We start from the raw sequence: 24,612 nt of genomic DNA on the forward strand, positions 1-24,612 counted from the left end.
ACTCATGTGGGGTCCTCCGGCTTGTCGGCCACCAGCAGCACGTTGGCGAACGGCGTGCCTCGGCTCATCGGCACCGGTTGCACGACGAAGCCGTGTTCGCGCAGCAGCTCGATCCACTGCATCAGCGTGCGGCCCCAGGTCGGTGGCGCGCGGTGGCCGCGCACCCAGGTGACGAGCCGGTCGACCCACTGGCTGACGGCGAAGCCGCGCCGGTTCGACGCGTCGCCGATGCGCAGCAGCAGCCGGCCGCCGGGCTGCAGCGCGTCGAGGATGCGGCCGAGCAGCGCGGCCTGCGCCGCGTGGTCGACGTAGTGCAGCACGTCGAGGATCACGACCACCTCGCACGGCGGCAGCGCGACCTCGCGCATGTCGCCGCAGACGAAGCGCGGCTGCGTCGGCAGGTCGCCGACGGCGGCTTCGGCGCGGGCGATGTCGCGCGGCATCAGCTCGATGCCGGTGTAGCGGCAGCCCTGCGGCGCGGTGGGCCAGCTCGCCGGCCAGGCGCCGCGTGCGACCAGCGCGTCGATCGACGAGAACAGGCTCGCCAGCAAGCCCTGCCCGCAGCCGATGTCGACCACCCGGGCGTGCGCACGCAGGTCGCCGCGCTCGAGCATGCCGCGGAACACCGGATCACGGCCGAGCTTGCCGCGCGCGAAGTTCCAGGCGAATCGGCCGGCGCGGCGATACGGCGCGCAGGCCGCATCGTGCAGCGTGCGCCAGGCCGCGTCGGTGGCCGGCGTGCGGGGAGGCGGGGGCGACTCGACGGTGGACGTCAGGACAACGGAGCTCATGCGTATTTCAGGCGTTAGGAGTTCGTGCCGTGGCCTCGGCGAAGGCCGTAGGCAGGGTCACGGAATGCAGGCCGGTGTCGTTCAGGCGCTGCAGCAGCGGCGGCAGCACCGCCAGCACCACCGGCTCGCCGCCGCTGCCGCGGGCCGCGTGGCCGTCGTGCAGCAGCAGGATGTCGCCGGCGGCGAGATCGCGCGTCAGGCGTGCCAGCACGCGCTGCGGATCGGACTCGCGGGTGTCGAAGCCGCGCCGCGTCCAGCTGGTCAGCTGCAGGCCGTGCCGCTGCAGCACCGGCTGGAGGAAGGGGTTGCGCAGGCCCGCGGGAGCGCGAAAGAAACGCGGCCGCTCGCCGGTCAACGCGCGCAGCTGCGATTGCGCGCGTTCCAGCTCGCGGTGAAAGCCGCGCGGGCCGAGCAGCGAGAAGTTGTGGCGGTGGTGAAAGCTGTGGTTCTGCACGCTGTGGCCGCGCGCGAGGATCTCGGCGACCAGCGCCGGATGGCGCGCGGCGCGCTCGGCGATGACGAAGAAGGTGGCGCGGGCGCCGTGGCGATCCAGCAGGTCCAGCACCGCGGGCGTCACTGCCGGATCGGGACCGTCGTCGATCGTCAGCGCAACCTCGCCGCGTGCGGCGGCTGCCGCCGGCAGCCGCGTGATGTTCGGCCCCAGCAGGCGCGCACGCGGCCACAGGCCGGCTGCCGCCAGCAGCACGTGGTTGGCGATCAGCGCGGCGAGCGCCCAGCGCCAGCTGCCGGCCCAGAACCACGGCAGGCTGAAGGCCAGCAGGTGCACGACGACGGTGACGCGCAGCAGCGGGCTCCAGCGCGTGTCGGCCGGGACCGGCGTGTCGGCGGCGGTGGTGGAGGGGAGGGCAGCGGTCACGGGGCGACGAAAGGAGGCGCGGATTTTCCCATGCACCCTTCGGCGTTTCCGCCACACCGGCCCCTGGGACATCCCCGAGGCCGGGGATGCGCCTAGGGGGTCGACTCAGGCTGAGCGACGTGTCATTCGTGACCGAATACACGCCGCCGACAGCAGCAGCGCGAGCAAGGCGCCCGGCGCGACCACCTGCCCGATCGCCGCGAGCGCCGGGATCTTCGACTGCGCGATCAGGCCGAACGAGATCACCGTCGTCGCATTGGCCAGCAGCAGCGAGGCGAGCGTGTCGGCATCGGCGGGTCCGCCCTGGGCGAGCTGGTCGAAGAACAGCGCGTAGTTCGAGCCGACCGCAACGACGAGCAGCAGGCCGACCAGGTGCAGGATGCCCAGCGGCACGCCGGCGGCGACGAGCCCGGCCAGGGTCAGCAGCACCGCCAGTCCCAGCGGCAGGCACAGCACCAGCAGCCGCCGCGCCGAGCGCAGCGCGACGGCCAGCAGCAGCACCAGCGCCGCCGCGCCGAGCGCGGACTGCCACAGCGCCTCGCGCAGGTAGCGCTGGTACAGGCTGTCGAGCTCGTGCTTGATGTCGACGACCTGCAGGCCGGGAAGGCCCTGCAGCGCGGTGCGCACCGCGGCCGCATCGATCGGCTGCGCGCCGGGCTGCAGCGGCAGCAGCGCCACCCAGGCGCGATCGCTGCCCGAGCCGCTGCGCTGGAACAGCATGGCTTCGAGCAGCGGCGCAAGCGGCGTGCCCGCCAGCGCGGCGGGTTCGATCGGCGGCAGCGCACGCGCCGCCTGCACCTGCGCGACGAAGGGCTGCAGCCGCTCGGCTTTCAGCGGGCCGCCTGCCGTGGCTTCAGCCAGGCGTGCCGCGAGCACCGGTGCCTCGGGCAGGCTGGCCAGGCGGGCGCGCTGCGTGGCCAGGCTGGGCAGCCAGCGCGCCGGGCTGTCGTAGCCGCCCAGGCCGCCCTCGGCCACCAGCGCATCGAGCCGCGCGCCGGCGGCCTCGGCGGCCTGCAGCGCGGCTTCGGCGCTCGCGGCCTGCGCGATCACCAGCGTGCCGGCGTCGCTGGCCGCCAGGTCGGCGCGCAAATCGGTGTCCAGCGCCATCAAGGCGCGCGGCACCGGGCTCAGCGAGCTCAGGTCACCATGCCACAGCGGCCCGCGCGGCCATGCCAGCACGGCCAGCGCGACCGCCGCGAGCAGCCACACCCAGCGGCGCGCGCGCTGCAGGCCCGCGATGCCGTGCCCGGCCTGCACGCCGAGCCAGCGCCGCAGCCCGACGCCGGGCGCGCCGTCCGGCCGCAGCGCGGGCAGCAGCCAGCGCGTCGCCGCCGCCGCGCCACACAGCCCGGCGATCGAGAACAGGCCGAGCTGCGCGAGCCCGGGAAAGCCGGAGAACAGCAGCGCCGCGAAGCCGCACACCGAGGTCAGCAGCCCGAGCCGCACCGTCGGCCAGGACTGCACCAGCCAGTGCCGCCAGCCCTGCCCCGGCTGGGCGGCACCGCGGGCCTGGATCAGGTAATAAATCGCATAGTCCACGGCCTCGCCGATCAGCGTGCTGCCGAAGCCGAGCGTCATGCCGTGCACCGAGCCGAAGCCGAGCGCCACCGCGGCGATGCCGGCGACCACGCCGCTGGCCACCGGCACGAAGGCGATCGCCACCGCCGACAGCGAGCCGAAGGCCAGCAGCAGCAAGGCGCCGATCACCAGCGTTCCGGCAATCGCCAGCTCGATGACCTCGGTCTCGATGCGCTCGCGGCTGTCGACCGCGAACAGCGGCGGGCCCGAGATCTGCAGCTGCAGCCCGGCCAGCGCGGGCTCGCGCTGGACGGCGGCGAACGCGGCGCGCACCTCGGCGATCAACGCGGCCTGCGCCTGCAGGTCACCGCCGGCGACGCGCCCCTGCAGCATCAGCACCGCACGCGGCGCGCGCCGCGAGGCCCAGACGCCCTCCTCGATGCGCGGGCCCTGCGCCGGCAGCAGCGCTTCGGCGATGCGCTGGGTCTCGCCCGTCGGATCGCTGTCGAGCAAGGGTTTCAGTGCCGCGCCCGCCGGGGTGCCGAGCAGCGACAGCGTCTCGTCGATCGCCGCGCGCAGGCCGGCCACGCTGAAGCGCTCGGCGTCCACCGCCGGGCTCAGGTGGTAGCGATGACGGAACACCCACTCGCCGGTCGTGGCCCAGGCTTCCTGGTCGCCGTTGTGCACCTGCTCGAAGTGGCCGCTGGCGCGCAGCGTCGTGGCCAGCCGCCGCGATGCGTCGGCGCGCTGCCTGGCATCGCCGCCCTCGACGCCCAGCATGAGCGTGCGCGCGGCGACGCCGCTGTGCAGCTGCTCGAGCAGCACGCGCTGCGCCGGTTCGGGCGACGCCGGCAGGAAGGCCGACAGGTCGGCGCTGAACGGCGTGCGCGCGATCAGCCAGCCCGCGGCGAGCATCACGACGGCCCAGACGAGCAGCGCCGTGGCGCGCCGCGCCGGTCGCTGCGGCAGTTCGCTCACTGCTTGGTCACACCCGAGATCGGCTCGATGGTCATCAGCGAGCGATCCCCGTCGGCCATCTTCATCTCGATGCTGCGCAGCTCGCCGCCCCGCCCGGCGATGCGCACGCCGGCGAGCATCACCTGCAGCCGCGGCGTCAGCGGCTTGAGGTCCAGCGTCCACTGCTCGGCACTGCCCAGCACGCCGATGCGAAAGTGCTGCTGCAGACTTTGCGCGTTACCGGTCAGCGTGCCGCGCACCGATTCGACGATCGCCTCGGTCTCCGGCGAGGCGTCGAGCGCGACGCTGCGGGTGCGGCCGTTGCGGGTCAGCGTGACGATGTTGCCGACCACCTCCATGCTCTCGGCGCGCGGCGCCAGCGTCTTGCGGCTGAAGCGGTCGGGCGCGGCGAAGCTCAGCGTGCCGCTGCTGGTCAGCGGCGCATCGAGGCCGCGCACCTCGCGCTGTTCGGTGAAGCGGGCTTCGCCGCTGCGCTTGGCCGCCAGCAGGGCCATCAGCTCGGGCAGATCGAGCGCCTGCGCCGCCGGGCTCGCCAGCAGCAGCAGCGCGAGCAGCAGGCGCTCAATGCGCGTCTTCACGCCAGAAGTCATGGAAGTTGAACCAGTTGTAGGGCTGCTCGCGGCACAGCGATTCTAGGCGGGCGACATACGCGGCCAGCGCGGCGCGGATGCGCGCTTCGCGCTCGGCGGCGTCGGCCGGCCGCGCGCTGAAATCGGCCAGCGGCTCGAAGCGCACCTCGTAGCGCGGCCCGCCCAGGTACAGCCCGACCATGAAGACGATGCGCTGGCGCAGCAGGTCGGCCAGGCGGAACGGGGCATCGCTGAACACGGCCTCGGTGCCGAGGAACGGCAGGCGCACGAACTGCGCGCGCGGCGACTCGGCCTGCAGCGCCCGGTCGGCCAGGATGCCGATCAGCACGCCCTCGGCCAGCCGGTCGCGGATCTGCAGCATCGATTCCGGCCTGCCGAGCGCAATGATGTCGGGCACCGCGTCGGGTGCGATCGCCGCCAGCGCGGCATTGATCTTGCGCGCGTTGTCCGGGTACATGACCATGGCGATGCGCTTGTCGGTCTGCTCGTGGGCGGCAGCGGCGCGCAGCGCCTCGAAGCTGCCGACGTGGGCGCCCATCAGGAAGGCGCCGCGGCCTTCATCCAGCGCCTGCAGCACCGTGTCATGGCCGTGCAGCGTCAGCTCGAGCCAATCGGTGTGCCGGCGCAGGAAATAGACGCGGTCGAGGATCGTCGCGGCGAAGCAGAACACGTGCGCGTACAGCTCGCGCCAGCGCGGCGGGCGGCCGAAGATCCGGCCGAGGTAACGCGTGCTGGCGCGCCGCGCTGCCGGTGCGAACAGCACGAAGTAGGCGGCGATCAGGTGCAGCACGCCGCGCGCGATGCGCCGGCCGCAGCGCAGCGCGATCCAGCTCATCAGCTTCAGCGCCAGCGCGTTGCTGCGTTCGCGCTCGGCGGTCCAGCCGGCCTTCACGGGGCCGCCAGGCTGCCGCTGGCGGCCAGCACCCCGTCGGCATGAATCTCGAAGCGCCAGCCGCCGCGGTTGCTGACGTTCAAAGTGATCGTCAGCTCGGCGCCCGGGCCGACCGGCGCGAGGAACTTCGCGGCCTGGATCGTCAAGGTGTCGGCCGCTTCGCCGTGCGCGCGCAGCGCCTCGACCACCTCGGCCAGCAGCAGCACGCCGGGCAGGATCGGCCGGCCCGGGAAGTGGCCGGCGAAGGCCGGATGGTCTGCTGCGATCCGCCGGCGCAGCACCAGCGGTTCAGTGCCCGCCATCGTGACGAAGCTGCGCGAGCGCAAAATCGCGCAGGGCACCCTGTGTGAGCTTGCCGGTCGCCTCGCGCGGCAACGCGTCGACGTGCACGATGCGGCGCGGCACAAAGACGGCTTCGAGCCGCGCGCGCAGCCCGGCGGCAATCGCCTGCGCCGACAGCTCGGGCGCGACGACGAAGGCCACCGGCCGCACGACGGCGTCGGGCACCTCGTCGGGCAGCCAGAACGCGCCGTCCTGCACGCCCTCGATGCTGTTGAGATGGAAGTTCAGGTGGCCCAGCGAGCTGCGCCGGCCGGCGACGTGGATCAGGTCGTTGGCGCGGCCGAGCAGCATGAAGTGCCGCGCGTCGTCGAGCCGCAGCAGGTCGGCCAGCGGCGTCGGCTCGAGCACGTGGCCGCCTTCGACGATGAAGCGCTCCTGCGCATCTGCGGCCGCCGGCTCGTGGCGCAGGCGCAGCTCGCCGAAGGTCTGCCAGACTTCGCCGGCGGCGGTGCGCCGCGTCGCGACCTGGCCCGCTTCGGTGCAGCCGTAAATTTCGATCAGCGCACCGTCGAAGCGGCGCTCGGCCTCGCGCGCGAGCTGCGGCGACAGCGGCGCGGTCGCGCTCAGCACCAGATCGACCGGCGGCAACGCGAGCCCGGCGCCGAGCAGCGCCTTCAGGTGGAACGGCGTCGTCACCAGCGCGCGCGGCCGCGGCACCTCGGCGAGCGCGCGCACGATGTCGGCCGGATAGAAGGGCCGCCCGCTGTGGAAGGCGGCGCCGCCGTGCAGAGCAAGCAGGAGGCTCGATTCGAAGCCGTAGCTGTGCTGCGGCGGCACGGTGGCCACCAGCGTCAGCCCGTTCATCGTCGGCCGCCCGAGCATCTCGGCCAGCCGCGCGCTGCCGCCGCGCGTATTCGCGTGCAGCTGTGCCCAGGTCTTGGCATGCGGCTGCGGCGTGCCGGTCGATCCGGAGGTCAGCAGGCAGGCGGCGAGCAGTGCCGCATCGATCGCCGGCGGGTCCAAGGATGCAGGCGATGACGCGTCGCCGATTGCCAGCAGCAGCACCTCGCAGCCCGGCACACGCGTTTCGGGATCGTCGGCGACGACGAACAGCGCACCATGTTCAGCGCGCACCGCCGCCAGCGTTTCGGGCCGTGCGTTCGGCGGCAACAGGCTGGTGCGGCCGCGCAGCAGCGCCGCGCCGAAGGCGACCGCGAAGGCATAGCGGTCGCTGCACAGGTTGACCGCCGCGCCGCGCGCCGGCAGCCGGGCGGCGAAGGCCAACACGTCAGCCAGGTAGCGGGCGGCCGTCCGCGGCCGGCCATCGCGCCAGGCCAGCACCGAATCCGCGTGATGGCCGGCCAGCAGCGGCAGTTGTGATGCAGCTGCGCTCATCGGCCGAGCGGGGCGGAGGTGTCGCGCTGCTGGAACGCACGCACCGCGGCGGCCAGCGAGATGCGCTCGAACTCCGGATGCAGCCGGTAGCGCACGAGGTACTCGCCGACGAAGACCAGCGCGATCGCCAGCGGCGTGAGCAGGTTGGCGAGCAGCGACCAGGCCGACCACGGTGCCCAGACGAAGACCACGACCGACAGCGCGGCCATGCCGAAGAAGTAGCCGACCCACAGCCGCGTGACCCGCGTGGTGTACAGGCGCATCGCCGGCGTCAGCTGCCCGCCGTGCAGCCGGTGAGCGATGCGGCTGATCGCCGACAGCCCGGGGCCGCGCAGGCTGGCGGCGAAGCCGATGCCGAGCGAAAGATGCACGCCGGCGTGCTGCGCCAGGTAGAGCCGGCGCACATCACCGAGGCCGCCGGCAGCGACGATCAGGATCAGCGCGATCAACGCGGCGATGGTGGCCGTGAGCGCCGGCCAGTGGCCGCGCCGCCAGGCCAGCGCCAGGCACGGCAGCAGCAGCGGGCCGAACAGCGCGGCGATGGCCCACGGCGCGTCGGCGGCGTACAGCATCAGCAGGTGCGACAGCAGCGCATACAGCACCACTGCGCCGAGGCCCAGCAGCAGGCGCAAGCTCACGCCGATCCTCGGCAGTCAGTCGGCGCCGGGCCGTTCCCAAGCCGACTGAGCGCCCCTCGGGGGCCGCGAACGAAGTGAGCTGGGGGCTGACATCAGACCGTCCGGTGCGCGGCGACGTGGCCCGCCAGGCTGCGCAGCGACTGGAAGATCAGGTGGTTGTTCTCGTCGTCGGAGCGCAGCTGGAAGCCGTAGCGCCGCGAGACCTCGAGCGCCAGCTCGAGGATGTCGATCGAGTCGAGGCCAAGGCCATCGCCGTACAGCGGCGCGGTCGGGTCGATCTCGGCCGGTGTCACTTCGAGGTTCAGCGCCTCGACCAGCAGCGCCGCCAGTTCCGGCTCCAGCGCGTGGGGTTCAGCCGCTGCGCCGGGCATCGAGGGATTGGACGAGGCTGAAACAGACATGATCGACAAGCGGGGGACTTCCTGAGAAGCGGGTGATTGTACCGGGGGGTCGGGCCCCACCTGGGGGTCATTGCCCAGCCCCGCCGGCGATGCGATGCGCTAGCCTGCCGGCATGCTGCGATCCTGGTTCGACCGCCTGCTCGGCCGCGCGCCGGCCCCTCCCCCGCCGCGCGGCGCGCGGCGCGAAGTGGCGGCGCCCCGTGCCACCGCGGCGGCGCCGATGCTGCCGGCGGCAGTCGGCGCGCACCGGCCGCTGGTCTCGGCGCAGGGTGGCATCGCCGGCTTCGAGTTCCGCATCGCCGATGCGGCGCTGCAGCGCCTGCGCGGCCGTGCCGATCCGGCCGCCGCCAGCGCCGGCACCGCCGCGCTGCTGGCGGCGATGCGTCTGACAGCGCAGCGCGGCCAGGTTGCATTCTGCGAGCTGCCCCTGGTCTGGCTGGTGCGCGCCGGCGACGACGCGCGGCTGCAGGCCGGCATGCAGATCGCGCTCGCACCGGCCGACGCCGAGGATGCGGCGATCGAGGGGCTGCCGACGCTGATCTCCGGCTGGCGCGCCAGCGGCGCGGCCATCGGCTGGCGGCCGGACGCGGCGCCCGCGGGCCTCGGCGCCGACGCGCGGCCGGACTTCGTGCTGCTCCAGTCCGACGGCGCGACCGCCGCGCTGGTCGACAGCCTGCGCTCGTGGCGCGCACGCCAGCCGGCGCTGCCGCTGATCGTGCTCGACCTGCCCGGCCTCGACGCGCTCGAGGCCGTGCTGCTCGCCGGCGCGGCGCTGGCCGGCTGCGCCATCGACGGCGCTGGCGAGCCGAAGGAAGCGCGCGCCCTGCCCGCGCAGACCCAGCAACTGCTGCGGCTGATGAACCAGCTCGCGCAGGATGCCGACACCGCCGAAGTGGTCAAGGCAATCAAGGCCGACGTCGGCCTGAGCTACCGATTGCTGCGCCAGCTCAACAGCGCAGCGCTGTCACCCGGCGGCGCGGAGCTGGGCTCGATCGAACAGGCCGTGGCGCTGCTCGGCCGCAATGAGCTCTACCGCTGGGTCTCGGTGCTGCTGGTGCGCCAGGCGCCGGCGCGGCCGGTGTCGTCGGCGCTGCAGTCGATGGCGCTGGCGCGCGCGCGTTTCTTCGAGCTGCTGGCCGAGTCCCGCGGCGAAACGCCGGCCGGCGCGCTCTTCACGCTGGGGCTGGCGTCGATGCTGCCGCAGCTGCTGCAGACGCGGCTGGTCGACGCGCTGGCCTCGCTGCAGCTGCACCGCCAAGCGGCGGCCGCGCTCCTGGAACGCCAGGGGCCGTGGGTCGAGTATTTGACGCTGGCCGAGGTGCTCGACGAGGGCGACCTGGTCGAGGCGGCCGAGATGGCGGCGGCCTACGGCGGGCTGCCGCAGGTGTTGCTGCTGTCGGCCAAGGCCTGGCTGTTCGCCAGCAGCGCCGGCAAGCCCCCCGTTTAGCCGCGCAGCGCGTCCTGCAGTTGCTGGCGGAATTCCGGGCGGTCCTTGTACGGATCGGTCGGGTTGCGCTGCTGCATCACGTCCTCGAGCCGCGTCTGCACCGGGGCCAGCGCCTTCGGCGTCGGGTGGCTGAAGATGTAGAAGCGCCGGGCCTCGACCGCGTCGAAGACATATTGCGCAACGTCAGCGGCCGTGACACGGCCGCTGGACACGGCCTTCTCGCCCAGGATCTTGGCCGCGCGCTGGCTCGGTGTCAGCGTGGTCTCGTCCTGCAGGTCGGCCGGTCGCGCGCGGTCGCTGTGGATGATGCCGGTGGGCACGAAGTACGGGCACAGCACGTGGGCGTGCACCTGGCTCGTGACCAGCGACAGGTCCTGGTAGAGCGTCTCGCTGATCGACACGACGCCGTGCTTGGTGACGTTGTAGGCGCCCATGTTCGGCATGTTGACCATGCCGGCCATCGACGCGGTGTTGACGATGTGGCCCTCGTAGCCCGGATCGGCCTGGGCCGCTTCCAGCATCATCGGCGTGAACACGCGCACGCCGTGCGCGACGCCCATCAGGTTGACGCCGACGGTCCATTCCCAGTCCTTGACCGTCTGTTCCCAGATCAGCCCGCCGGTGGAGATGCCGGCGTTGTTGAAGACCAGGTGCGGCGCGCCGAAACGCTGCTTCACCGCGGCGCCGAGCGCCTCGACCTCTGACGCCTTCGACACGTCGAGCCGGAACGGCAGCACCGCGGCGCCGAGCGCCTCGATCTCGGCCGCGGCCTTCTGCAGCGATTCGGCCATCACGTCGGCCATCACGACGTTCATGCCGCGGCGCGCGGCTATGCGCGACGCTTCGAGGCCGAAGCCGGAACCCGCGCCGGTGATGACCGCGGTGCGGCCCTGGAACTCGTTCATTGCAGCTTTTCCTTCTTGACCTGGAAGCCGGCGCGCGGGAAGTGCACGTGCAGCGTGCCGGCGCGTTCGTCGTTGCGCTCGAGCACGACTTCGTCGACCGACAGGCCGACCAGCGTGCCGGCGACCGGGTCGCTGGCGTAGTCGGTGGCGTAGACGCTGACCCGTTGGCCGGGCTCGAAGCCGAGCCCGGGCTCGACGGCGGTCGGCGCATGGCCGGTAGCCGCGGCGGCAATCGCCAGCGCTTCGGTGCTCGACAGCTTGTCGTGCGTCGCGTTGCCGAATTCCATCATGCGTTCGTACCAGCGGTTCAGCGCCGTGTACGGCTCGAGGATCTGCGAGACCGTGCCGGGCCGGCGGATGAACCAGATCGAGTGCACGACCGAGAAGTCGGCGATCGTCAGTTCGGCGCCGAACAGGAACGGCCCGCCCTGCGCGAGCTGCGCATCGATCGCCGCCAGATGCGTCTTCAGCTGCACCGTCGCATCGGCCAGCGTCAAGCGCGTCATGTTGCCGGTCATCGCCGCGCGGTCGATCGCGAAGGCCTTCATCACCTCCGGGCTGCCGCCGCCGAGCAGCGCCGCCGCGCCGGCCGGCTGCATCGTCCAGGTCGTCGCGCACCAGAAGAAGGTGAAGTCCGCCCATTGCGCGAACGGCACCGCGAGCGGCGCCGTGCGCGGGTACAGCGTCGGTTGCGGCTGGCGTTGTTCGAGCAGCCGGGCGATCAGTGCGGTGTCGCAATAGATGTCGGCGCCGACCTGCAGGAACGGCGTCTTGCGGTAGCCGCCGGTCAGCGCGACCACGTCGGGCTTGGGCATCACCGCCGGGATCAGCACCGAGCGCCAGGCCAGGCCCTTGGCGCCGAAGATCAGCCGGATCTTTTCGGAGAACAGCGAGTTCGGATAGTGGTGGAGGATCAAGTCACTCATGGTCGGCCCTCAATGCAGTTGTGCGCGGCTGATGATCGCGTCGAGCCCGCAGCCCGAGGGCAGCGCGCCAAAGACATCCGAGCCCTGCTGCAGCCGCGCCGTGCAGAAGGCGCCGAAGACCGCGCTGGGCGCGTGCTGCCGCAGCAGCGCCGCCTGGATCACCAGGGCAGTGTCGCGCGCCAGGCGCCGCGCCTCGGTCTCCTCGGTGACACCGTCCAGGCCGTCGAGCACGCGCTCGAGCACCGCATCGAAGGCCGCGTGCGCACCGCGCGCGGGTGCCACCTCGTCGCGCAGCGCCTCGGCCACCGGACCGCCGCGCAGCGCGCGCAGCAAGTCGAGCGCCATGATGTTGCCGGCCCCTTCCCAGATCGAATTCAGCGGCATCTCGCGGTAGATGCGCGCCATCACGCCTTCACCGTCGGCCTCGACATACCCATTGCCGCCGAGGCATTCCATCGCTTCCTGCGCCAGGTGGCTGCCGCGCTTGCAGATCCAGAATTTCGCGATCGGCGTCAGCACGCGGCGCATGACAGCCTCATGGCTGTCATTCCGATTCCCGGCCTCGTGCTCCTCGCTGCCGTTCTCGGTGCGGTCGACCGCGCGCGCCAGGCGCAATGCCAGCGCGGTGGCCGCTTCGCTCTCCAGCGCCAGGTCGGCCAGCACGTTCTTCATCAGCGGCTGCTCGATCAAGCGCTTGCCGAACGCGCGCCGCTCTTCGCAGTGGTGCAGCGCGATGCTCAAGGCCTGCCGCATCAGCCCGGCGGTGCCGAGCGCGCAATCGAGCCGCGTCAATGCACCCATCGACAGGATCTGCGGCACGCCGCGGCCCTCTTCGCCGATCAGCCAGGCGGCGGCGCCGTGGAACTCGACCTCGGAGCTCGCATTGGCGTGGTTGCCGAGCTTGTGCTTCAGGCGCTGGATCTGCAGCGCATTGATGCTGCCATCAGGCAAAAGACGCGGCAGGAAGAAGCAGCTCAAGCCACCGGCGGTCTGCGCCAGCACCAGGAAGGCATCGCACATCGGCGCCGAGAAGAACCACTTGTGGCCGGTCAGGCGGTAACGCGCACCCCAGCGGTCGGTGCCGTCGGGCTCGGCGCGCGTGGTGTTCGCGCGCACGTCGGAGCCGCCCTGCTTCTCGGTCATGCCCATGCCCAGCGTCACCGCGCTCTTGGCATGCCAGGGCGCGAAGTGCGGGTCGTACTGCGTGCTGGTGATCTTCGGCCCCCAGTCGGCGTACAGCGCTTCGTGGCTGCGCAGCGCGGGGGTCACCGCGTAGCTCATCGACACGGGGCACAGCACCGATGATTCGGCCTCGGTGAACAGCATGAAGCCGGCGGCGCGCTCGAGGTGCCCGCCGGCGCCCAGCGACCACGGCGTGCCGTGCAGCCCATGGCGCAGCGCGGCGCCGAGCAGCACGTGGTAGCTCGGATGGAATTCCACTGAGTCGATGCGGCGGCCGACGCGGTCGTGCGTGTGCAGCAGCGGCGGATGCTGGTTCGCCAGCCGCGCATGCGCCTGCATCGCCGCCGAGCCCATCTCGGCGCCGAGCGCGACCAGCCGCGTCGTGTCCAGCGCCGGCGCGTTGAAGCGCAGCGCGTCCTGCAGCGGCTGGTTGCCGCTGAAGAGATTCACGTCCGCCAGCGGCGTGCTCTGGTTGAAGACCTCGTGGGTCATGTCCGCCCCTCGTCCGATGAGTACATCGGCCGATCCCCCGAGGGGATGCGGGCCGGCTTGGGAGCGGCCCGGCGCTCGGCCCGCCAATTCATGTTCACGGCTGCCTCCACATCTCGACGTGCGGGATGCCATCTTCGTCGTACTCGTCGCCGACGCTCGCAAAACCGTGCCGGCCGTAGAAGCGCTGCAGATGAGCCTGCGCGCCGATGCGGTTGCCGCGGCCGGGCCACGTGGTGTCGCAGCGCACGAGCGCTTCGCGCAGCAGCTCGTCGGCCGCACCGCTGCCGCGCAGCGAGGCATCGAGCACGACGCGACCGATCGACGGCGCGTCGAACTTCAATCCCGGGTCGACGACGCGCAGGTAGGCGCGCAGCACGCCCTGCGCATCGCGGCCGAGCAGGTGCCAGCTGTCGCGGTCGAGGCCGTCGGGGTCGAGGTAGGCGCAGTTCTGCTCGACGACGAAGATCCGGTTGCGCAGCGCGAGCATGTCGTAGACGCTGTCGCCGTCGAGCGCGGCGAAACGGCACCAGGTCCAGTTCAGGCCCATCGCTGCGATCAGACGAGCTTCACCAGCTGCTTGCCGAAGTTCTTGCCCTTGAGCAGGCCGAGGAAGGCTTCCGGCGCTGCGGCGAGGCCGTCGGCAATCGACTCGCGGTACTTCAGCTGCTTGGTCGCCACGCGCGTGCCGAGCTCGGTCAGCGCCTCGGGCCAGACCTCCATGTGCTCGCTGACGATGAAGCCCTCGAGCTTCATGCGGTTGGTCAGCAGCAGCTGTGGCGCGGCCATCGGGATCGGCTCGCCGTTGTAGCCGCTGATCATTCCGCACAGGGCAATGCGGGAGAAGGCGTTCGCGCGTTGCATCACCGCATCGAGGATCGTGCCGCCGACGTTCTCGAAGTAGCCGTCGATGCCGTCGGGACAGGCTTGCTTCAGCGCCGCCGACAGCTCCTTGACACCGACCTGCGCCTTGTAGTCGATGCAGGCGTCGAAGCCGAGTTCGTTCACCACGTACGCGCACTTGTCGGCGCCGCCGGCGATGCCGACCGCGCGGCAGCCGCGCGCCTTCGCCAGCTGGCCGACGACGCTGCCGACCGCGCCGCTGGCGGCACTGACGACCACCGTCTCGCCGGCCTTCGGCGCGATGATCTTCACCAGGCCGTACCAGGCCGTGACGCCGGGCATGCCGACCGCGCCGAGGTAGGCCGACAGGGGGATGTGCGTCGTGTCCACCGTGCGCAGCATGCCGCGCTGGCTGGCATCGATGATCACGTAGTCCTGCCAGCCGCCCATGCCGACGACCTTGTCGCCGACCTGGAAGGCCGGGTTCTTCGATGCCGCCACAACGCCTGCGGTGCCGCCGAGCATCACCGTGTCGAGCGCCTGCGGCTGCGCGTAGCTCTTGCTGTCGTTCATGCGGCCGCGCATGTACGGGTCGAGGCTCAGGTAGTGGTTGCGCACCAGCACCTGGCCATCGCTCAGCTCGGGGACCGGCGTCTCGACGATGCGGAAGTTGTCGGCCGCGGCTTCGCCGCTTGGCCGCGAGGCGAGCAGCACCTGCTTGTTGACGAGGCTCATGGCGTGTCTTTCGGAAGAGGGTCGGAGGTCGGAGTTTGGCTCGTCACGCGGCCGCGCGCCGGCAGGCCGCGCAAGTACTTGAAGGTGCCGGTGGCTTGCGCGCACAGCGCGCCGTGTTCATCGAACAGCGAGGCTTCGCAGAAGGCCATCGTCGCCGTGCGGTGCAGCAGCTTGCCCACCGCGCGCAGCGCGCCTTCGGCCGGGCGCATGAAGCTGGTCTTCATCTCGATCGTCGCGACGCCGGAGCCGGTCGCGGGGCCACCGCCATGGCCACTGCGCGCGGCATGCGCCATCGCCACGTCGAGCATCGTCATCACGACGCCGCCGTGCGCGACTTCCCACGAATTCAGCAGCGCCTCGTGCAGGTCGCAGCGCAGCTCGGCCTGGCCGTCGCCGAAGGCATGCAGCTCCAGGCCCAGCTTCTCGACGAACGGGATGCGGACCGGGAACGGAATCCGGGCCGGCTTGCTCATCAGCCGCCGGAAATGCAGGACACGCCGCCATCCACCGCCAGGATCTGCCCGGTGATGTGCTTGCCGGCGGCCGACGCAAACAGCAGCGCCGCGCCCTTCAGGTCGTCGTCGTCGCCCAGGCGCTTCAGCGGCGCGTGTGCAGCCAGCGCGTCCTCGCCGAAACGGTCGAGGGTGGCGCGCGTCATCTTGCTCGGGAAGAAGCCGGGCGCCAGCGCGTTGACGGTGATGCCGTGCTCGCCCCACTCTGCCGCCAGCACGCGGGTGAAATTGACCACCGCGCCCTTGCTGGTGTTGTAGGCCACGGTCTCCATGCCTGGCGGGTTGCCGCCGAGGCCGGCGATCGACGCGACGTTGATGATGCGGCCGTAACGGCGCGGGATCATGCAGGCTTTGCCGATCGCCTGCGCGAAGACGAACAGGCTGCGGATGTTCAGGTTCATCACCTTGTCCCAGGCCTCGAGCGGATGGTCCTCGGCCGGCGCGCCCCAGGCGGCACCGGCGTTGTTGACGAGGATGTCGACGGGACCCAGACGCTCCAGCGTTTCGCTGCAGACGCGGCGCGCGTCGTCGGGGTCGGCGGCGTCGGCCGCGATCCAGCGCGCGTCGATGCCGCGCTGCGACAGGTGGGCGGCGGCCTCTTCGAGGTCACCCGCCTTGCGCGAGGTCAGCATGACCTTCGCGCCGGCTTCGCCGAGCGCCTCGGCGATCTGCAGACCGAGGCCACGCGAGCCGCCGGTGACCAGCGCGATGCGGCCTTCGAGGTTGAAGAGGGATTGCACGGGGGTGCTCATGTCATGTCCTTTGTCTGTTATCTGTTTTCATGCGCGAGCGCAGGAAGATCAGGAAGATTCCGGTGGCCGCGGCGATGCCGCCGCCGACGACGATCGACCAGCCGAGCGGAAAATCCCGGCGCTCGACCGCCAGGCCGAACACCAGCGCCAGCAGGCCGCCGTAGAGCAGGATCCAGATCCAGAGCTCGACCCGCGCGATGGTCTTGTCGGACATCAGAACCACTCCTCGCGCATCTCGCGGCAGGTCGGGTTGCGGCTGGCGACGACCGCCAGCCAGGCGTCGATCTTCGGCAGCTCGTAGTCGAAGAAGTAGCGGCAGGCCTGCAGCTTGCCGCGGAAGAAGGCGTCGTCGGCCGCCAGGCGCTCGCGCGCCGCCAGGCCGACATCGAGCCAGATCCACGCCAGCACCAGGTGGCCGAAGGCCTGCAGGTAGGGCGTCGCGTTGGCCAGCGCCTCTTCCGGCACGCCGCTGGCCCAGGCCGCCTTCGTCGCCGCGCCGAGGCGCTGCAGCGCCGCGGCCAGCGCACTCGCGTGGTCGGCAAGGTGGTCGACCTGCAGCGCCCGCTCTATCGTCCGATTGACGCGGCCGGCGACCAGCTTCAGCCCGGCGCCGCCGTCCATCACGACCTTGCGGCCGAGCAGGTCCAGCGCCTGGATGCCGTGCGTGCCCTCGTGGATCATGTTCAGGCGGTTGTCGCGCCAGTACTGCTCGACGGGAAAGTCGCGCGTGTAGCCGTAGCCGCCCAACACCTGGATCGCCAGGCTGTTGGCTTCCACGCACCATTCGCTCGGCCAGCTCTTGGCGATCGGCGTCAGCACCTCGAGCAGCAGTGCGGCCTCGCGCGCGCTGTCCGCCTCGCCGGTGTGCTGCTCGTCGACCAGCCGCGCGCAGTAGAGCTCCAGCGCCAGCGCGCCTTCGGCGTACGACTTCTGCGCCAAGAGCATGCGCTTGACGTCGGCGTGCTGGATGATCGGCACCTGCGGCGCGTCGGCCTTCTTGCCGCCTTCGGTGACCGGCCGGCCCTGGGGCCGCTGCTTCGCGTAGTCCAGCGAGGCCTCGTAGCCGGCCATGCCGAGCATCGTCGCCGCCATGCCGACGCCGATGCGCGCCTCGTTCATCATGTGGAACATGCAGCGCAGGCCCTCGCCCGGCCGGCCGACCAGGTAGCCGATGGCGCCGCGCTTGCCGCCCGGGGTGAACTTGCCTTCGCCGAAGTTCAGCAGCGTGTTCGTCGTGCCGCGCCAGCCGCACTTGTGGTTCAGGCCCGCCAGCGCGACGTCGTTGCGTTCGCCGGTCAACTCGCCGCGGGTGTTCACCAGCTTCTTCGGCACGACGAACAGCGAGATGCCCTTGGTGCCCGGCACCGGCTTGCCGTCCGGGCCCGGGATCTTCGCCAGCACCAGGTGGACGATGTTTTCGGTCAGCTCGTGCTCGCCGGCCGAGATCCACATCTTGTTGCCGGTGAGCCGAAAGCGCGGGCCCAGTGGATCGGCTTCGAAGTCGGCGCCGTCGGGCTCGGCGCGCGTCGCGACGTCCGACAGGCTCGACCCGGCCTGAGGCTCGGACAGGCACATCGTGCCGCACCAGCGCCCGCTGAACTCGTTCAGCGCGAAGACTTCTTTCTGCGCCGCGGTGCCATGCGCCATCAGCAGGTTCGCGTTGCCGACCGTCAACAGCCCGCCGCCGATGCTGACCGAGGCCTTGCCGAAGAAGCCGTTGGCCGCGGCTTCCACGGTATAGGGCAGCTGCATGCCGCCGATGTTCTGGTCCTGCGATGCGCTGAGCATGCCGGACTCGGCATACGCGGCCCAGGCCGCATGCGTGGCCTGCGGCAGGATCACGCGTTCGCCGTCGAAGCGTGGCTCCTCGGTGTCGACCAGGCGGTTGAAGGGCGCGTACCTCTCGCGCGCGATGCGTTCGCAGGTGTCGAGCACCTGGGCGAAGGTCTCGCGCGAATGGTCCGCGAAGCGCGGGCGTTCCAGCAGCTCAGCGATCCCGAGCCAGTCGCCGAGCAGGAAGTCGATCGTCCGCCGCATCGCGGGTCAGAGCACTTCGAAGATGCCCGCGGCGCCCATGCCGCCGCCGATGCACATCGTCACGCAGACGCGCTTCGCGCCGCGGCGCTTGCCCTCGATCAGCGCATGGCCGGTCAGGCGCTGGCCGCTGACGCCGTAGGGGTGGCCGACGGCGATCGCGCCGCCGTTGACGTTGAGCCTGTCCATCGGGATGCCCAGCGTGTCGGCGCAGTACAGCACCTGCACCGCGAACGCTTCGTTCAGCTCCCACAGGTCGATGTCGCTGACCTGCAGGCCGAGCTTCTTGAGCACCTTGGGCACGGCGAACACCGGGCCGATGCCCATCTCGTCGGGCTCGCAGCCGGCGACCGCGAAGCCGAGGAAGCGGCCGATGGGCTTCAGCCCCTTCTGCTGTGCATAGGTGTCGCTGACCAGCACGCAGGCGCCGCCGCCGTCGCTGAACTGGCTGGCATTGCCCGCCGTCACGACGCCACCGGGGATCGCCGAGCGGATGTCCTTGATGCCTTCGTAAGTCGTGCCCGGGCGCAGGCCTTCATCGGCGCTGACGGTGACTTCCTTGCTGCGCAGCCCCATCACCGGATCGGCGACGCCGGCGGTCACGGTGATCGGCGCGATCTCGGCATCGAACAGGCGCGCTTCCTGCGCCGCGCAGGCCTTCTGCTGGCTGGCGGCGCCGTACTGGTCCATGCGCTCCTTGGCCATGTTGTAGCGCTTGGCGACGTTCTCGGCCGTCTGCAGCATGTTCCAGTAGATCTCGGGCTTGTGCTGCTTCAACCACGAGTCCGCCAGCATGTGCTGGTTCATCTCCTGCTGCACGCACGAGATGCTCTCGACGCCGCCGGCGACGTAGACATCGCCCTCGCCGGCGATGATGCGCTGCGCGGCCATCGCGATGGTCTGCAGGCCGCTGGAGCAGAAGCGGTTGACGGTGACGCCGCCGACGGTGATGGGCAGGCCGGCGCGCAGCGCAATCTGGCGCGCGATGTTGGCGCCGGTCGCGCCTTCGGGGTTGGCGCAGCCCATCAGCACGTCTTCGATCGCGCCCGGGTCGATGCCCGCGCGCTGCACCGCGTGCTGCACTGCGTGGCCGCCCAGCGTGGCGCCGTGCGTCATGTTGAAGGCGCCCTTCCAGCTCTTCGTCAGCGGTGTGCGGGCGGTGGAAACGATGACGGCGTTGCTCATGGTGAGGCTCCTTCGGTGGATTTGGATGACGGCGGGCCTGCGGACTGTTGCAGCAGGCGGTGGTAGAAGCGGACCAGCTCGGCGAGGTTGGTCAGCGCGATGCGTTCGTTGGTGCCGTGGAAGCGGCTCAGGTCCTCGGGGCCGGCGCGCACCGGCGAGAACTTGAAGATGTTCGGCGACAGCGCCTGGAAATGGCGCGAATCGGTGCCCCCGAGCATCAGCCCGGGCGCGACGACGGTGCCGGGAAAGAGCTCGCGGATCGTGCGGGTGATGGCCTGGTAGCCGCGCGAGCTGGTCGACGCGACGGCCGACGGGTTGCTGGACCCGGGCAGAACCTTCAGCTCGATGCCGTCGTCCGCGATGACGCGCCGCACATGCTCGGTGACGCTCTCGATCGTGCTGCCCGGCAGCAGCCGGAAGTTGACCACGCCTTCCGCGCGGCCGGGCAACACGTTGTCCTTGTTGCCGGCGTTGACGATGGTCAGCGCCGTCGTCGTGCGCAGCAGCGCGTTGGTGCTCGGCGCCTGCTCGAGCTGGCCGCGCAGCACCGGGCCGAACAGCCAGCGGTTGCTCAAGGCCACGCGCGGGAAGCCCGACATCTCGGGCGCCACCGCATCGAACATCTCGCCGGCGATGCCGCCGATCGACGCGGGCATCGGCTGCTGATCGAGCTTGACCAGCGCCCGGCTCATCTGCGCGATCGCCGAGCGCCCGGCTTCAGGCGGCGGCATCGACGAGTGGCCGGGCGTCGCCTTGGCCTGCAGCTGCATCGACAGGTAACCCTTCTCCGCGACGCCGACCAGCGCCGCCGGTGGCGTCAGCCCCTTCAGCAGGCCGTGCGTGATCAGCAGCCCCTCGTCGATCACGAAGTCGAGCTTCACGCCGCGCTGCTGCAGCAGCTTCGCGATCTGCAGCGCGCCGCGTTCGCCGCCGACTTCCTCGTCGGCGCCGAACACCAGGTAGATCGAGCGCTGCGGCTTGAAGCCGGCAGCGACCAGCGCCTCGACCGCCTCGAGCTGCGCGATCAGGTTGCCCTTGTCGTCCCACGAGCCGCGGCCCCAGACGAAGCCGTCCATCACCTCGCCGCCGAAGGGTTGAGCTTGCCAGTCGTCCTCGGTGCCTGGGGCCACCGGCACGACGTCCTGGTGCGCCATCAGCGCGATGCCGGGTGCCGCCGCATCGCTGCCGCGCCAGGTGTAGAGCAGGCTCAGGCCCCCGATCACCTCGCGCTGCAGCGTGGCGTGCAGCTTCGGATAGCGCACCTGCAGGTGCTCGTGCAGCAGCTTGAACTGGTCGGCGTTCAGCGACGGATCGTCGAGCGACGAGATCGTGCGCGCGCGAATCGCCACCGCCAGCGAAGCGGCCACCGCGCCCTCGTCGACCACCAGGCCCTGCACGGCCGGCACGTCGAGCTGGCGTGAACCCTGGCGCCAGGTGTTCACCGCCAGCACGACCACCAGCAGCGCGATCAGCGCCACGAGGCCGAGCAGTGCGCGCTTGAGCATCGCTGACGCCCGCTTCAGACGTTAGCTGAAGCTCTTGCCTTCGGCCGCCAGCTTCGCCAGCAGTGGCGCCGGCTGCCAGAACGACGCGTCGTCGTGCGGGTTCGCGGCGAAGCGCTTCATCGCCGAGACGACGTTGAAGAGGCCGAGCGTGTCCGCGTAACACAGCGGGCCGCCGCGGTGCAGCGGGAAGCCGTAGCCGGTGAGGTAGACCATGTCGATGTCGCTGGCCTTGTTGGCGATGCCCTCCTCGAGGATCTTGGCGCCCTCGTTGACCAGCGCGAAGACCAGGCGTTGCACGATCTCTTCATCGCTGATCTTGCGCGGCGCAATGCCCTGCTCCTTGCGGTAGTCGGCGATCATCTGCTCGACCTTGGCCGACGGGATCGCATCGCGCTTGCCGGCCTGGTAGTCGTACCAGCCGGCTTGCGTCTTCTGGCCATAGCGGCCCATCTCGCACAGCAGGTCCGCGGTCTTGCTGTAGCGCATGCCGGGCCGTTCCTGCGCGCGGCGCTTGCGGATCGCCCAGCCGATGTCGTTGCCGGCCAGGTCGCCCATGCGGAACGGGCCCATCGCGAAGCCGAACTTCTCGACCGCCTTGTCGACCTGTTGCGGCGTCGCGCCTTCGTCGAGCAGGTAGCCGGCCTGGCGGCTGTACTGCTCGATCATGCGGTTGCCGATGAAGCCGTCGCAGACGCCGGAGACGACCGAGGTCTTCTTGATCTTCTTGCCAATGGACATCACGGTGGCCAGCACGTCCTTGCCCGTGGCCTTGCCGCGCACCACTTCCAGCAGCTTCATCACGTTGGCGGGGCTGAAGAAGTGCATGCCGACGACGTCCTGCGGCCGCTTCGTGAACGCGGCGATCTTGTCGACATCGAGCGTCGAGGTGTTCGAGGCCAGGATCGCGCCCGGCTTGGCCACTTCGTCCAGCTGCTTGAACACCGCTTCCTTGACGCCCATCTCCTCGAACACCGCTTCGATGATCAGGTCGGCGTCCTTCAGGTCGCCGTAGCTCAGCGTCGTCTTCAGCAGCGCCATGCGCTGCTCGTACTTGTCCTGCTTCAGCTTGCCCTTCTTGACCTGCGCCTCGTAGTTCTTGCGGATCGTCGCGACGCCGCGGTCGAGCGCTTCCTGCTTGGTCTCGAGGATGGTCACCGGGATGCCGGCGTTCAGGAAGTTCATGCTGATGCCGCCGCCCATCGTGCCGGCACCGATCACGCCCACCTGCTTGATCTCGCGCTGCGGCGTGTCGTCCGGCACGTCGGGGATCTTGCTCGCGGCGCGCTCGCCGAAGAAGGCATGGCGCAGCGCCTTGCACTCGGGCGTGAACATCAGCGAGGTGAAGATCTCGCGCTCGCCCTGCATGCCCTCGTCGAACTTGCGCTTGATCGACATCTCGACGGCGTCGACACACTTCGCCGGCGCCGGGAAGTTCTTGCTCATCGCCTTGACGGTGTTGCGCGAGAACTGGATGAAGCCGTCGGGGTTCGGATGCGTGACCTTCAGGTCGCGCACCAACGGCAGCGGCTTGCCGCCGGCATGGGCCGCGGCCACTTCGTTCGCGAAAGCCAGTGCGCCGGCCATCAGGTCGCCGTCGATCACCTTGTCGAAGAGCTTCTGGCCCGGCAGCGACGCGAGCAGTTCGCTCTTCACCGGCTCGCCGCTGACGATGATGTTCAGCGCCGTCTCGAGGCCGAGCACGCGCGGCAGGCGCTGCGTGCCGCCTGCCCCCGGGACCAGGCCGATCTTCACTTCGGGCAGCGCGATCTGCGCGCCGGGCGCGGTGACGCGGTAGTGGCACCCCAGCGCCAGCTCGAGCCCGCCACCCATGCAGACGGTGTGGATCGCGGCAACGATCGGCTTCGAGCTCAGCTCGAGCGCGCGGATCAGGCTCAGCAGGTTCGGCTCAGCGGTGGCCTTCGGCGAGCCGAACTCGCGGATGTCGGCGCCGCCCGAGAAAGCCTTGCCGGCGCCGGTGATCACCACCGCCTTGACCGCCGCATCGGCCTGCGCACGCTCCAGGCCGTCGACGACCGCGCGCCGCGTGTCGTAGCCGAGGCCGTTGACCGGCGGGTTGTTCAGCGTGATGACGGCGATGCCATCGCGAATCTCGTAGCTGGCGCTCATGGGGCCCCCTTCAACATGTTGAAGAAAAGTGAAACCGGTGGAAAAGCACGATCGTTCGATTCTAGGTAGGCCCCATCCTCGGCCGATGTCCCTGGAGCGACAAGCGCAGGGTCGCTGGTACAAACCCTAGGCCGATCAGCGGCGCCAGAACTGTGGTGACAGCAGCACCAGCACGCTCAGCAGCTCGAGCCGTCCGAGCAGCATGCCGAGCGTGCAGACCCAGGTCTGGAAGTCCGACAGTACGCCGAAATTGCCGGCCGGCCCGACCGCGCCCAGACCGGGCCCGATGTTGTTGACGCTGGCGACCACCGCGCTCAGCGCGGTCACCGGCTCCAGCCCGGACGCCAGCAGCAGCAGGGTCAGGATCACCAGCGTCGCGCCATAGATCATCATGTACGCGACCACCGCGTGCATCACGCGCGGCCCGACGATGTTGCCCGCCATCACCACCGGGTTGACGGCATTCGGGTGCACCACGCGCACCAGCTCGCGGTGCACCTGCTTCAGCAGCAGCAGCAGGCGCAGCATCTTGATGCCGCCGCCGGTGGAGCCGGCGCAGGTGGCGAAGCAACCGACCAGCAGCATCAGCACGGCCGGGAACAGCGGCCACAGCCCGTAGTCGCGCGAGGCGTAGCCAGTGGTCGTCGCCAAGGACACGACGTGGAAGGCGGCGTGGCGCAACGCCTCGACGGCGCTCGGGTAGACCTGGTTGGCGAGCAGGTGGCCGGTCACCAGCAGCGCGGTGGCGAGCACGGTGAACAGGTAGGCGCGAACTTCCAGCTCGCGCCAGACGATGCGCCACGAGCGCTGCCGGATGGCGATGAAGTACAGCGCGAAGTTGATGCCTGCCAGCAGCATGAACAGCCCCGCCACCGCTTCGAGCAGCGGCGAATCCCAGTGGCCGAAGCTCGCGTCGTGCGACGAGAAGCCGCCCAGCCCCATCGTCGTGCACATGTGCATGAAGGCGTCAGCCCAGTCCATGCCGCAGAGGCGGTAGGCGAAGAAGCAGGCGATCGCCAGCGCGAAGTACACCATCCACAGCCCGCGCGCCGTCTCGGCCATGCGCGGCGTCAGCTTGTGGTCCTTCATCGGCCCGCTCATCTCGACCTTGAACAGCTGCGCGCCGCCGACACCCAGCAGCGGCAGGATCGCCACCGCCAGCACGATGATGCCCAGGCCACCGATCAGCATCATGAAACAGCGCCAGACGTTCACGCTCAGCGGCAGCGCATCGAGGCCCGACAGCACCGTCGCGCCGCTGGCGGTCAGGCCGGACACGGCCTCGAAATAGGCGTCGGTGGGGCTCAGCCCCGGCAGCGCGAGCCACAGCGGCAGCGCGCCGAAGGCCGGCAGCAGCACCCAGGTCAGCGTGACCAGCAGGAAGCCGTCGCGCGGCAGCAGCTCGCGCCGGTAGCGCCCGGTCGCCAGCGACATCGCGCCGCCGGCCAGCAGCGTGACCACGATCGTCACCGCGAATGCGCGCTCGCCGGCGTCGTGGTCGAACCAGGCGAAAGCCAGCGGCACGACCATCAACAGGCCGAACAGCACCACCATGCGGCCGACGAGCGCGACGACTGCGAGCGGCGACATGTCAGTGGCGCCCGGCCG

23 protein-coding genes are annotated in these 24,612 nt (G+C 70.8%); 1 reads left to right on the top strand and 22 read right to left on the bottom strand.

The features are described 5' to 3' along the window. Positions 1 to 2: 2 nt before the first annotated feature. The 9 genes from HLB44_RS17010 to HLB44_RS17045 all read right to left on the bottom strand — a co-directional run bounded on the left by HLB44_RS17010 (position 3) and on the right by HLB44_RS17045 (position 8,332). Positions 3 to 791 carry an SAM-dependent methyltransferase gene (locus HLB44_RS17010; protein WP_173124645.1) on the bottom strand — a complete coding sequence of 263 codons (789 nt, stop codon included), beginning with the start codon at positions 789 to 791 and terminating at the stop codon, positions 3 to 5. A 7-nt stretch (positions 792 to 798) separates the two neighbouring features. Then, positions 799 to 1,668, bottom strand: coding sequence for a polysaccharide deacetylase family protein (locus tag HLB44_RS17015; protein WP_343051355.1), 870 nt, complete (start codon positions 1,666 to 1,668; stop codon positions 799 to 801). Positions 1,669 to 1,773: 105 nt separating this feature from the next. Then, positions 1,774 to 4,164: an MMPL family transporter gene (locus HLB44_RS17020; RefSeq protein WP_343051356.1), complete on the bottom strand. Its 2,391-nt coding sequence runs from the start codon at positions 4,162 to 4,164 to the stop codon at positions 1,774 to 1,776. Then, positions 4,161 to 4,742, bottom strand: coding sequence for a LolA-related protein (locus tag HLB44_RS17025; protein ID WP_343051357.1), 582 nt, complete (start codon positions 4,740 to 4,742; stop codon positions 4,161 to 4,163). The genes HLB44_RS17020 and HLB44_RS17025 overlap by 4 nt, the downstream gene beginning before the upstream one ends. Continuing rightward, a complete protein-coding gene (locus HLB44_RS17030) occupies positions 4,726 to 5,646 on the bottom strand; it encodes a lysophospholipid acyltransferase family protein (protein ID WP_343051358.1) in 921 nt (306 codons plus the stop codon). The genes HLB44_RS17025 and HLB44_RS17030 overlap by 17 nt, the downstream gene beginning before the upstream one ends. Then, positions 5,643 to 5,948, bottom strand: coding sequence for a 3-hydroxyacyl-ACP dehydratase FabZ family protein (locus tag HLB44_RS37275; RefSeq protein WP_246312315.1), 306 nt, complete (start codon positions 5,946 to 5,948; stop codon positions 5,643 to 5,645). The genes HLB44_RS17030 and HLB44_RS37275 overlap by 4 nt, the downstream gene beginning before the upstream one ends. Beyond that, complete coding sequence (locus HLB44_RS17035) at positions 5,935 to 7,323, bottom strand: AMP-binding protein (RefSeq protein ID WP_246312316.1); 1,389 nt, start codon at positions 7,321 to 7,323, stop codon at positions 5,935 to 5,937. The genes HLB44_RS37275 and HLB44_RS17035 overlap by 14 nt, the downstream gene beginning before the upstream one ends. After that, the gene (locus tag HLB44_RS17040; protein WP_173124651.1) at positions 7,320 to 7,961 is read right to left on the bottom strand and encodes a COG4648 family protein; all 642 of its coding nucleotides are present in this window, start codon (positions 7,959 to 7,961) and stop codon (positions 7,320 to 7,322) included. Before HLB44_RS17040 ends, HLB44_RS17035 begins: the two co-directional genes overlap by 4 nt. Before the next feature lie 92 nt (positions 7,962 to 8,053). After that, positions 8,054 to 8,332: a phosphopantetheine-binding protein gene (locus HLB44_RS17045; protein ID WP_217283701.1), complete on the bottom strand. Its 279-nt coding sequence runs from the start codon at positions 8,330 to 8,332 to the stop codon at positions 8,054 to 8,056. A 142-nt stretch (positions 8,333 to 8,474) separates the two neighbouring features. Here HLB44_RS17045 and HLB44_RS17050 point away from each other — a divergent pair, with 142 nt between their 5' ends. After that, a complete protein-coding gene (locus tag HLB44_RS17050; protein ID WP_173124666.1) occupies positions 8,475 to 9,809 on the top strand; it encodes an HDOD domain-containing protein in 1,335 nt (444 codons plus the stop codon). Here HLB44_RS17050 and HLB44_RS17055 read toward each other — a convergent pair. The 13 genes from HLB44_RS17055 to HLB44_RS17115 form a co-directional block, all read right to left on the bottom strand. Then, positions 9,806 to 10,714, bottom strand: a complete 909-nt coding sequence (locus tag HLB44_RS17055) for an SDR family oxidoreductase (protein WP_173124668.1) — start codon at positions 10,712 to 10,714, stop codon at positions 9,806 to 9,808. The two genes, HLB44_RS17050 and HLB44_RS17055, sit on opposite strands and share 4 nt — an antisense overlap. Further along, positions 10,711 to 11,640, bottom strand: coding sequence for a glutathione S-transferase family protein (locus HLB44_RS17060; RefSeq protein WP_173124670.1), 930 nt, complete (start codon positions 11,638 to 11,640; stop codon positions 10,711 to 10,713). The genes HLB44_RS17055 and HLB44_RS17060 overlap by 4 nt, the downstream gene beginning before the upstream one ends. 9 nt (positions 11,641 to 11,649) lie before the next feature. Then, on the bottom strand, positions 11,650 to 13,314 hold the full coding sequence (locus tag HLB44_RS17065; protein ID WP_173124672.1) for an isovaleryl-CoA dehydrogenase: 1,665 nt from the start codon (positions 13,312 to 13,314) through the stop codon (positions 11,650 to 11,652). Between the two features lie 94 nt (positions 13,315 to 13,408). Next, complete coding sequence (locus HLB44_RS17070) at positions 13,409 to 13,861, bottom strand: GNAT family N-acetyltransferase (RefSeq protein ID WP_173124674.1); 453 nt, start codon at positions 13,859 to 13,861, stop codon at positions 13,409 to 13,411. Positions 13,862 to 13,869: 8 nt separating this feature from the next. Further along, positions 13,870 to 14,889 (bottom strand): NADP-dependent oxidoreductase, encoded by a 1,020-nt coding sequence (locus HLB44_RS17075; protein WP_173124676.1) that lies wholly within the window; start codon positions 14,887 to 14,889, stop codon positions 13,870 to 13,872. After that, positions 14,886 to 15,362, bottom strand: a complete 477-nt coding sequence (locus HLB44_RS17080) for a PaaI family thioesterase (RefSeq protein ID WP_173124678.1) — start codon at positions 15,360 to 15,362, stop codon at positions 14,886 to 14,888. Before HLB44_RS17080 ends, HLB44_RS17075 begins: the two co-directional genes overlap by 4 nt. Further along, positions 15,362 to 16,153, bottom strand: a complete 792-nt coding sequence (locus HLB44_RS17085; protein ID WP_173124680.1) for an SDR family oxidoreductase — start codon at positions 16,151 to 16,153, stop codon at positions 15,362 to 15,364. The genes HLB44_RS17080 and HLB44_RS17085 overlap by 1 nt, the downstream gene beginning before the upstream one ends. 1 nt (position 16,154) lies before the next feature. Further along, positions 16,155 to 16,367 (bottom strand): hypothetical protein, encoded by a 213-nt coding sequence (locus HLB44_RS17090; protein WP_173124682.1) that lies wholly within the window; start codon positions 16,365 to 16,367, stop codon positions 16,155 to 16,157. Next, the gene (locus tag HLB44_RS17095) at positions 16,367 to 18,190 is read right to left on the bottom strand and encodes an acyl-CoA dehydrogenase (protein WP_173124684.1); all 1,824 of its coding nucleotides are present in this window, start codon (positions 18,188 to 18,190) and stop codon (positions 16,367 to 16,369) included. Before HLB44_RS17095 ends, HLB44_RS17090 begins: the two co-directional genes overlap by 1 nt. 6 nt (positions 18,191 to 18,196) lie before the next feature. Continuing rightward, the gene (locus tag HLB44_RS17100; protein ID WP_173124686.1) at positions 18,197 to 19,372 is read right to left on the bottom strand and encodes an acetyl-CoA C-acyltransferase; all 1,176 of its coding nucleotides are present in this window, start codon (positions 19,370 to 19,372) and stop codon (positions 18,197 to 18,199) included. Continuing rightward, a complete protein-coding gene (locus tag HLB44_RS17105) occupies positions 19,369 to 20,877 on the bottom strand; it encodes a M20 family peptidase (RefSeq protein WP_173124688.1) in 1,509 nt (502 codons plus the stop codon). Before HLB44_RS17105 ends, HLB44_RS17100 begins: the two co-directional genes overlap by 4 nt. A 21-nt stretch (positions 20,878 to 20,898) precedes the next feature. Next, complete coding sequence (locus tag HLB44_RS17110) at positions 20,899 to 23,004, bottom strand: 3-hydroxyacyl-CoA dehydrogenase NAD-binding domain-containing protein (RefSeq protein ID WP_173124690.1); 2,106 nt, start codon at positions 23,002 to 23,004, stop codon at positions 20,899 to 20,901. A 135-nt stretch (positions 23,005 to 23,139) separates the two neighbouring features. Further along, positions 23,140 to 24,594 carry a TrkH family potassium uptake protein gene (locus HLB44_RS17115; protein WP_173124692.1) on the bottom strand — a complete coding sequence of 485 codons (1,455 nt, stop codon included), beginning with the start codon at positions 24,592 to 24,594 and terminating at the stop codon, positions 23,140 to 23,142. Positions 24,595 to 24,612 lie beyond the last annotated feature (18 nt).

Origin of the sequence: Pseudaquabacterium terrae, assembly GCF_013266755.1 — a bacterium.
GTDB lineage: Bacteria > Pseudomonadota > Gammaproteobacteria > Burkholderiales > Burkholderiaceae_C > Pseudaquabacterium > Pseudaquabacterium terrae.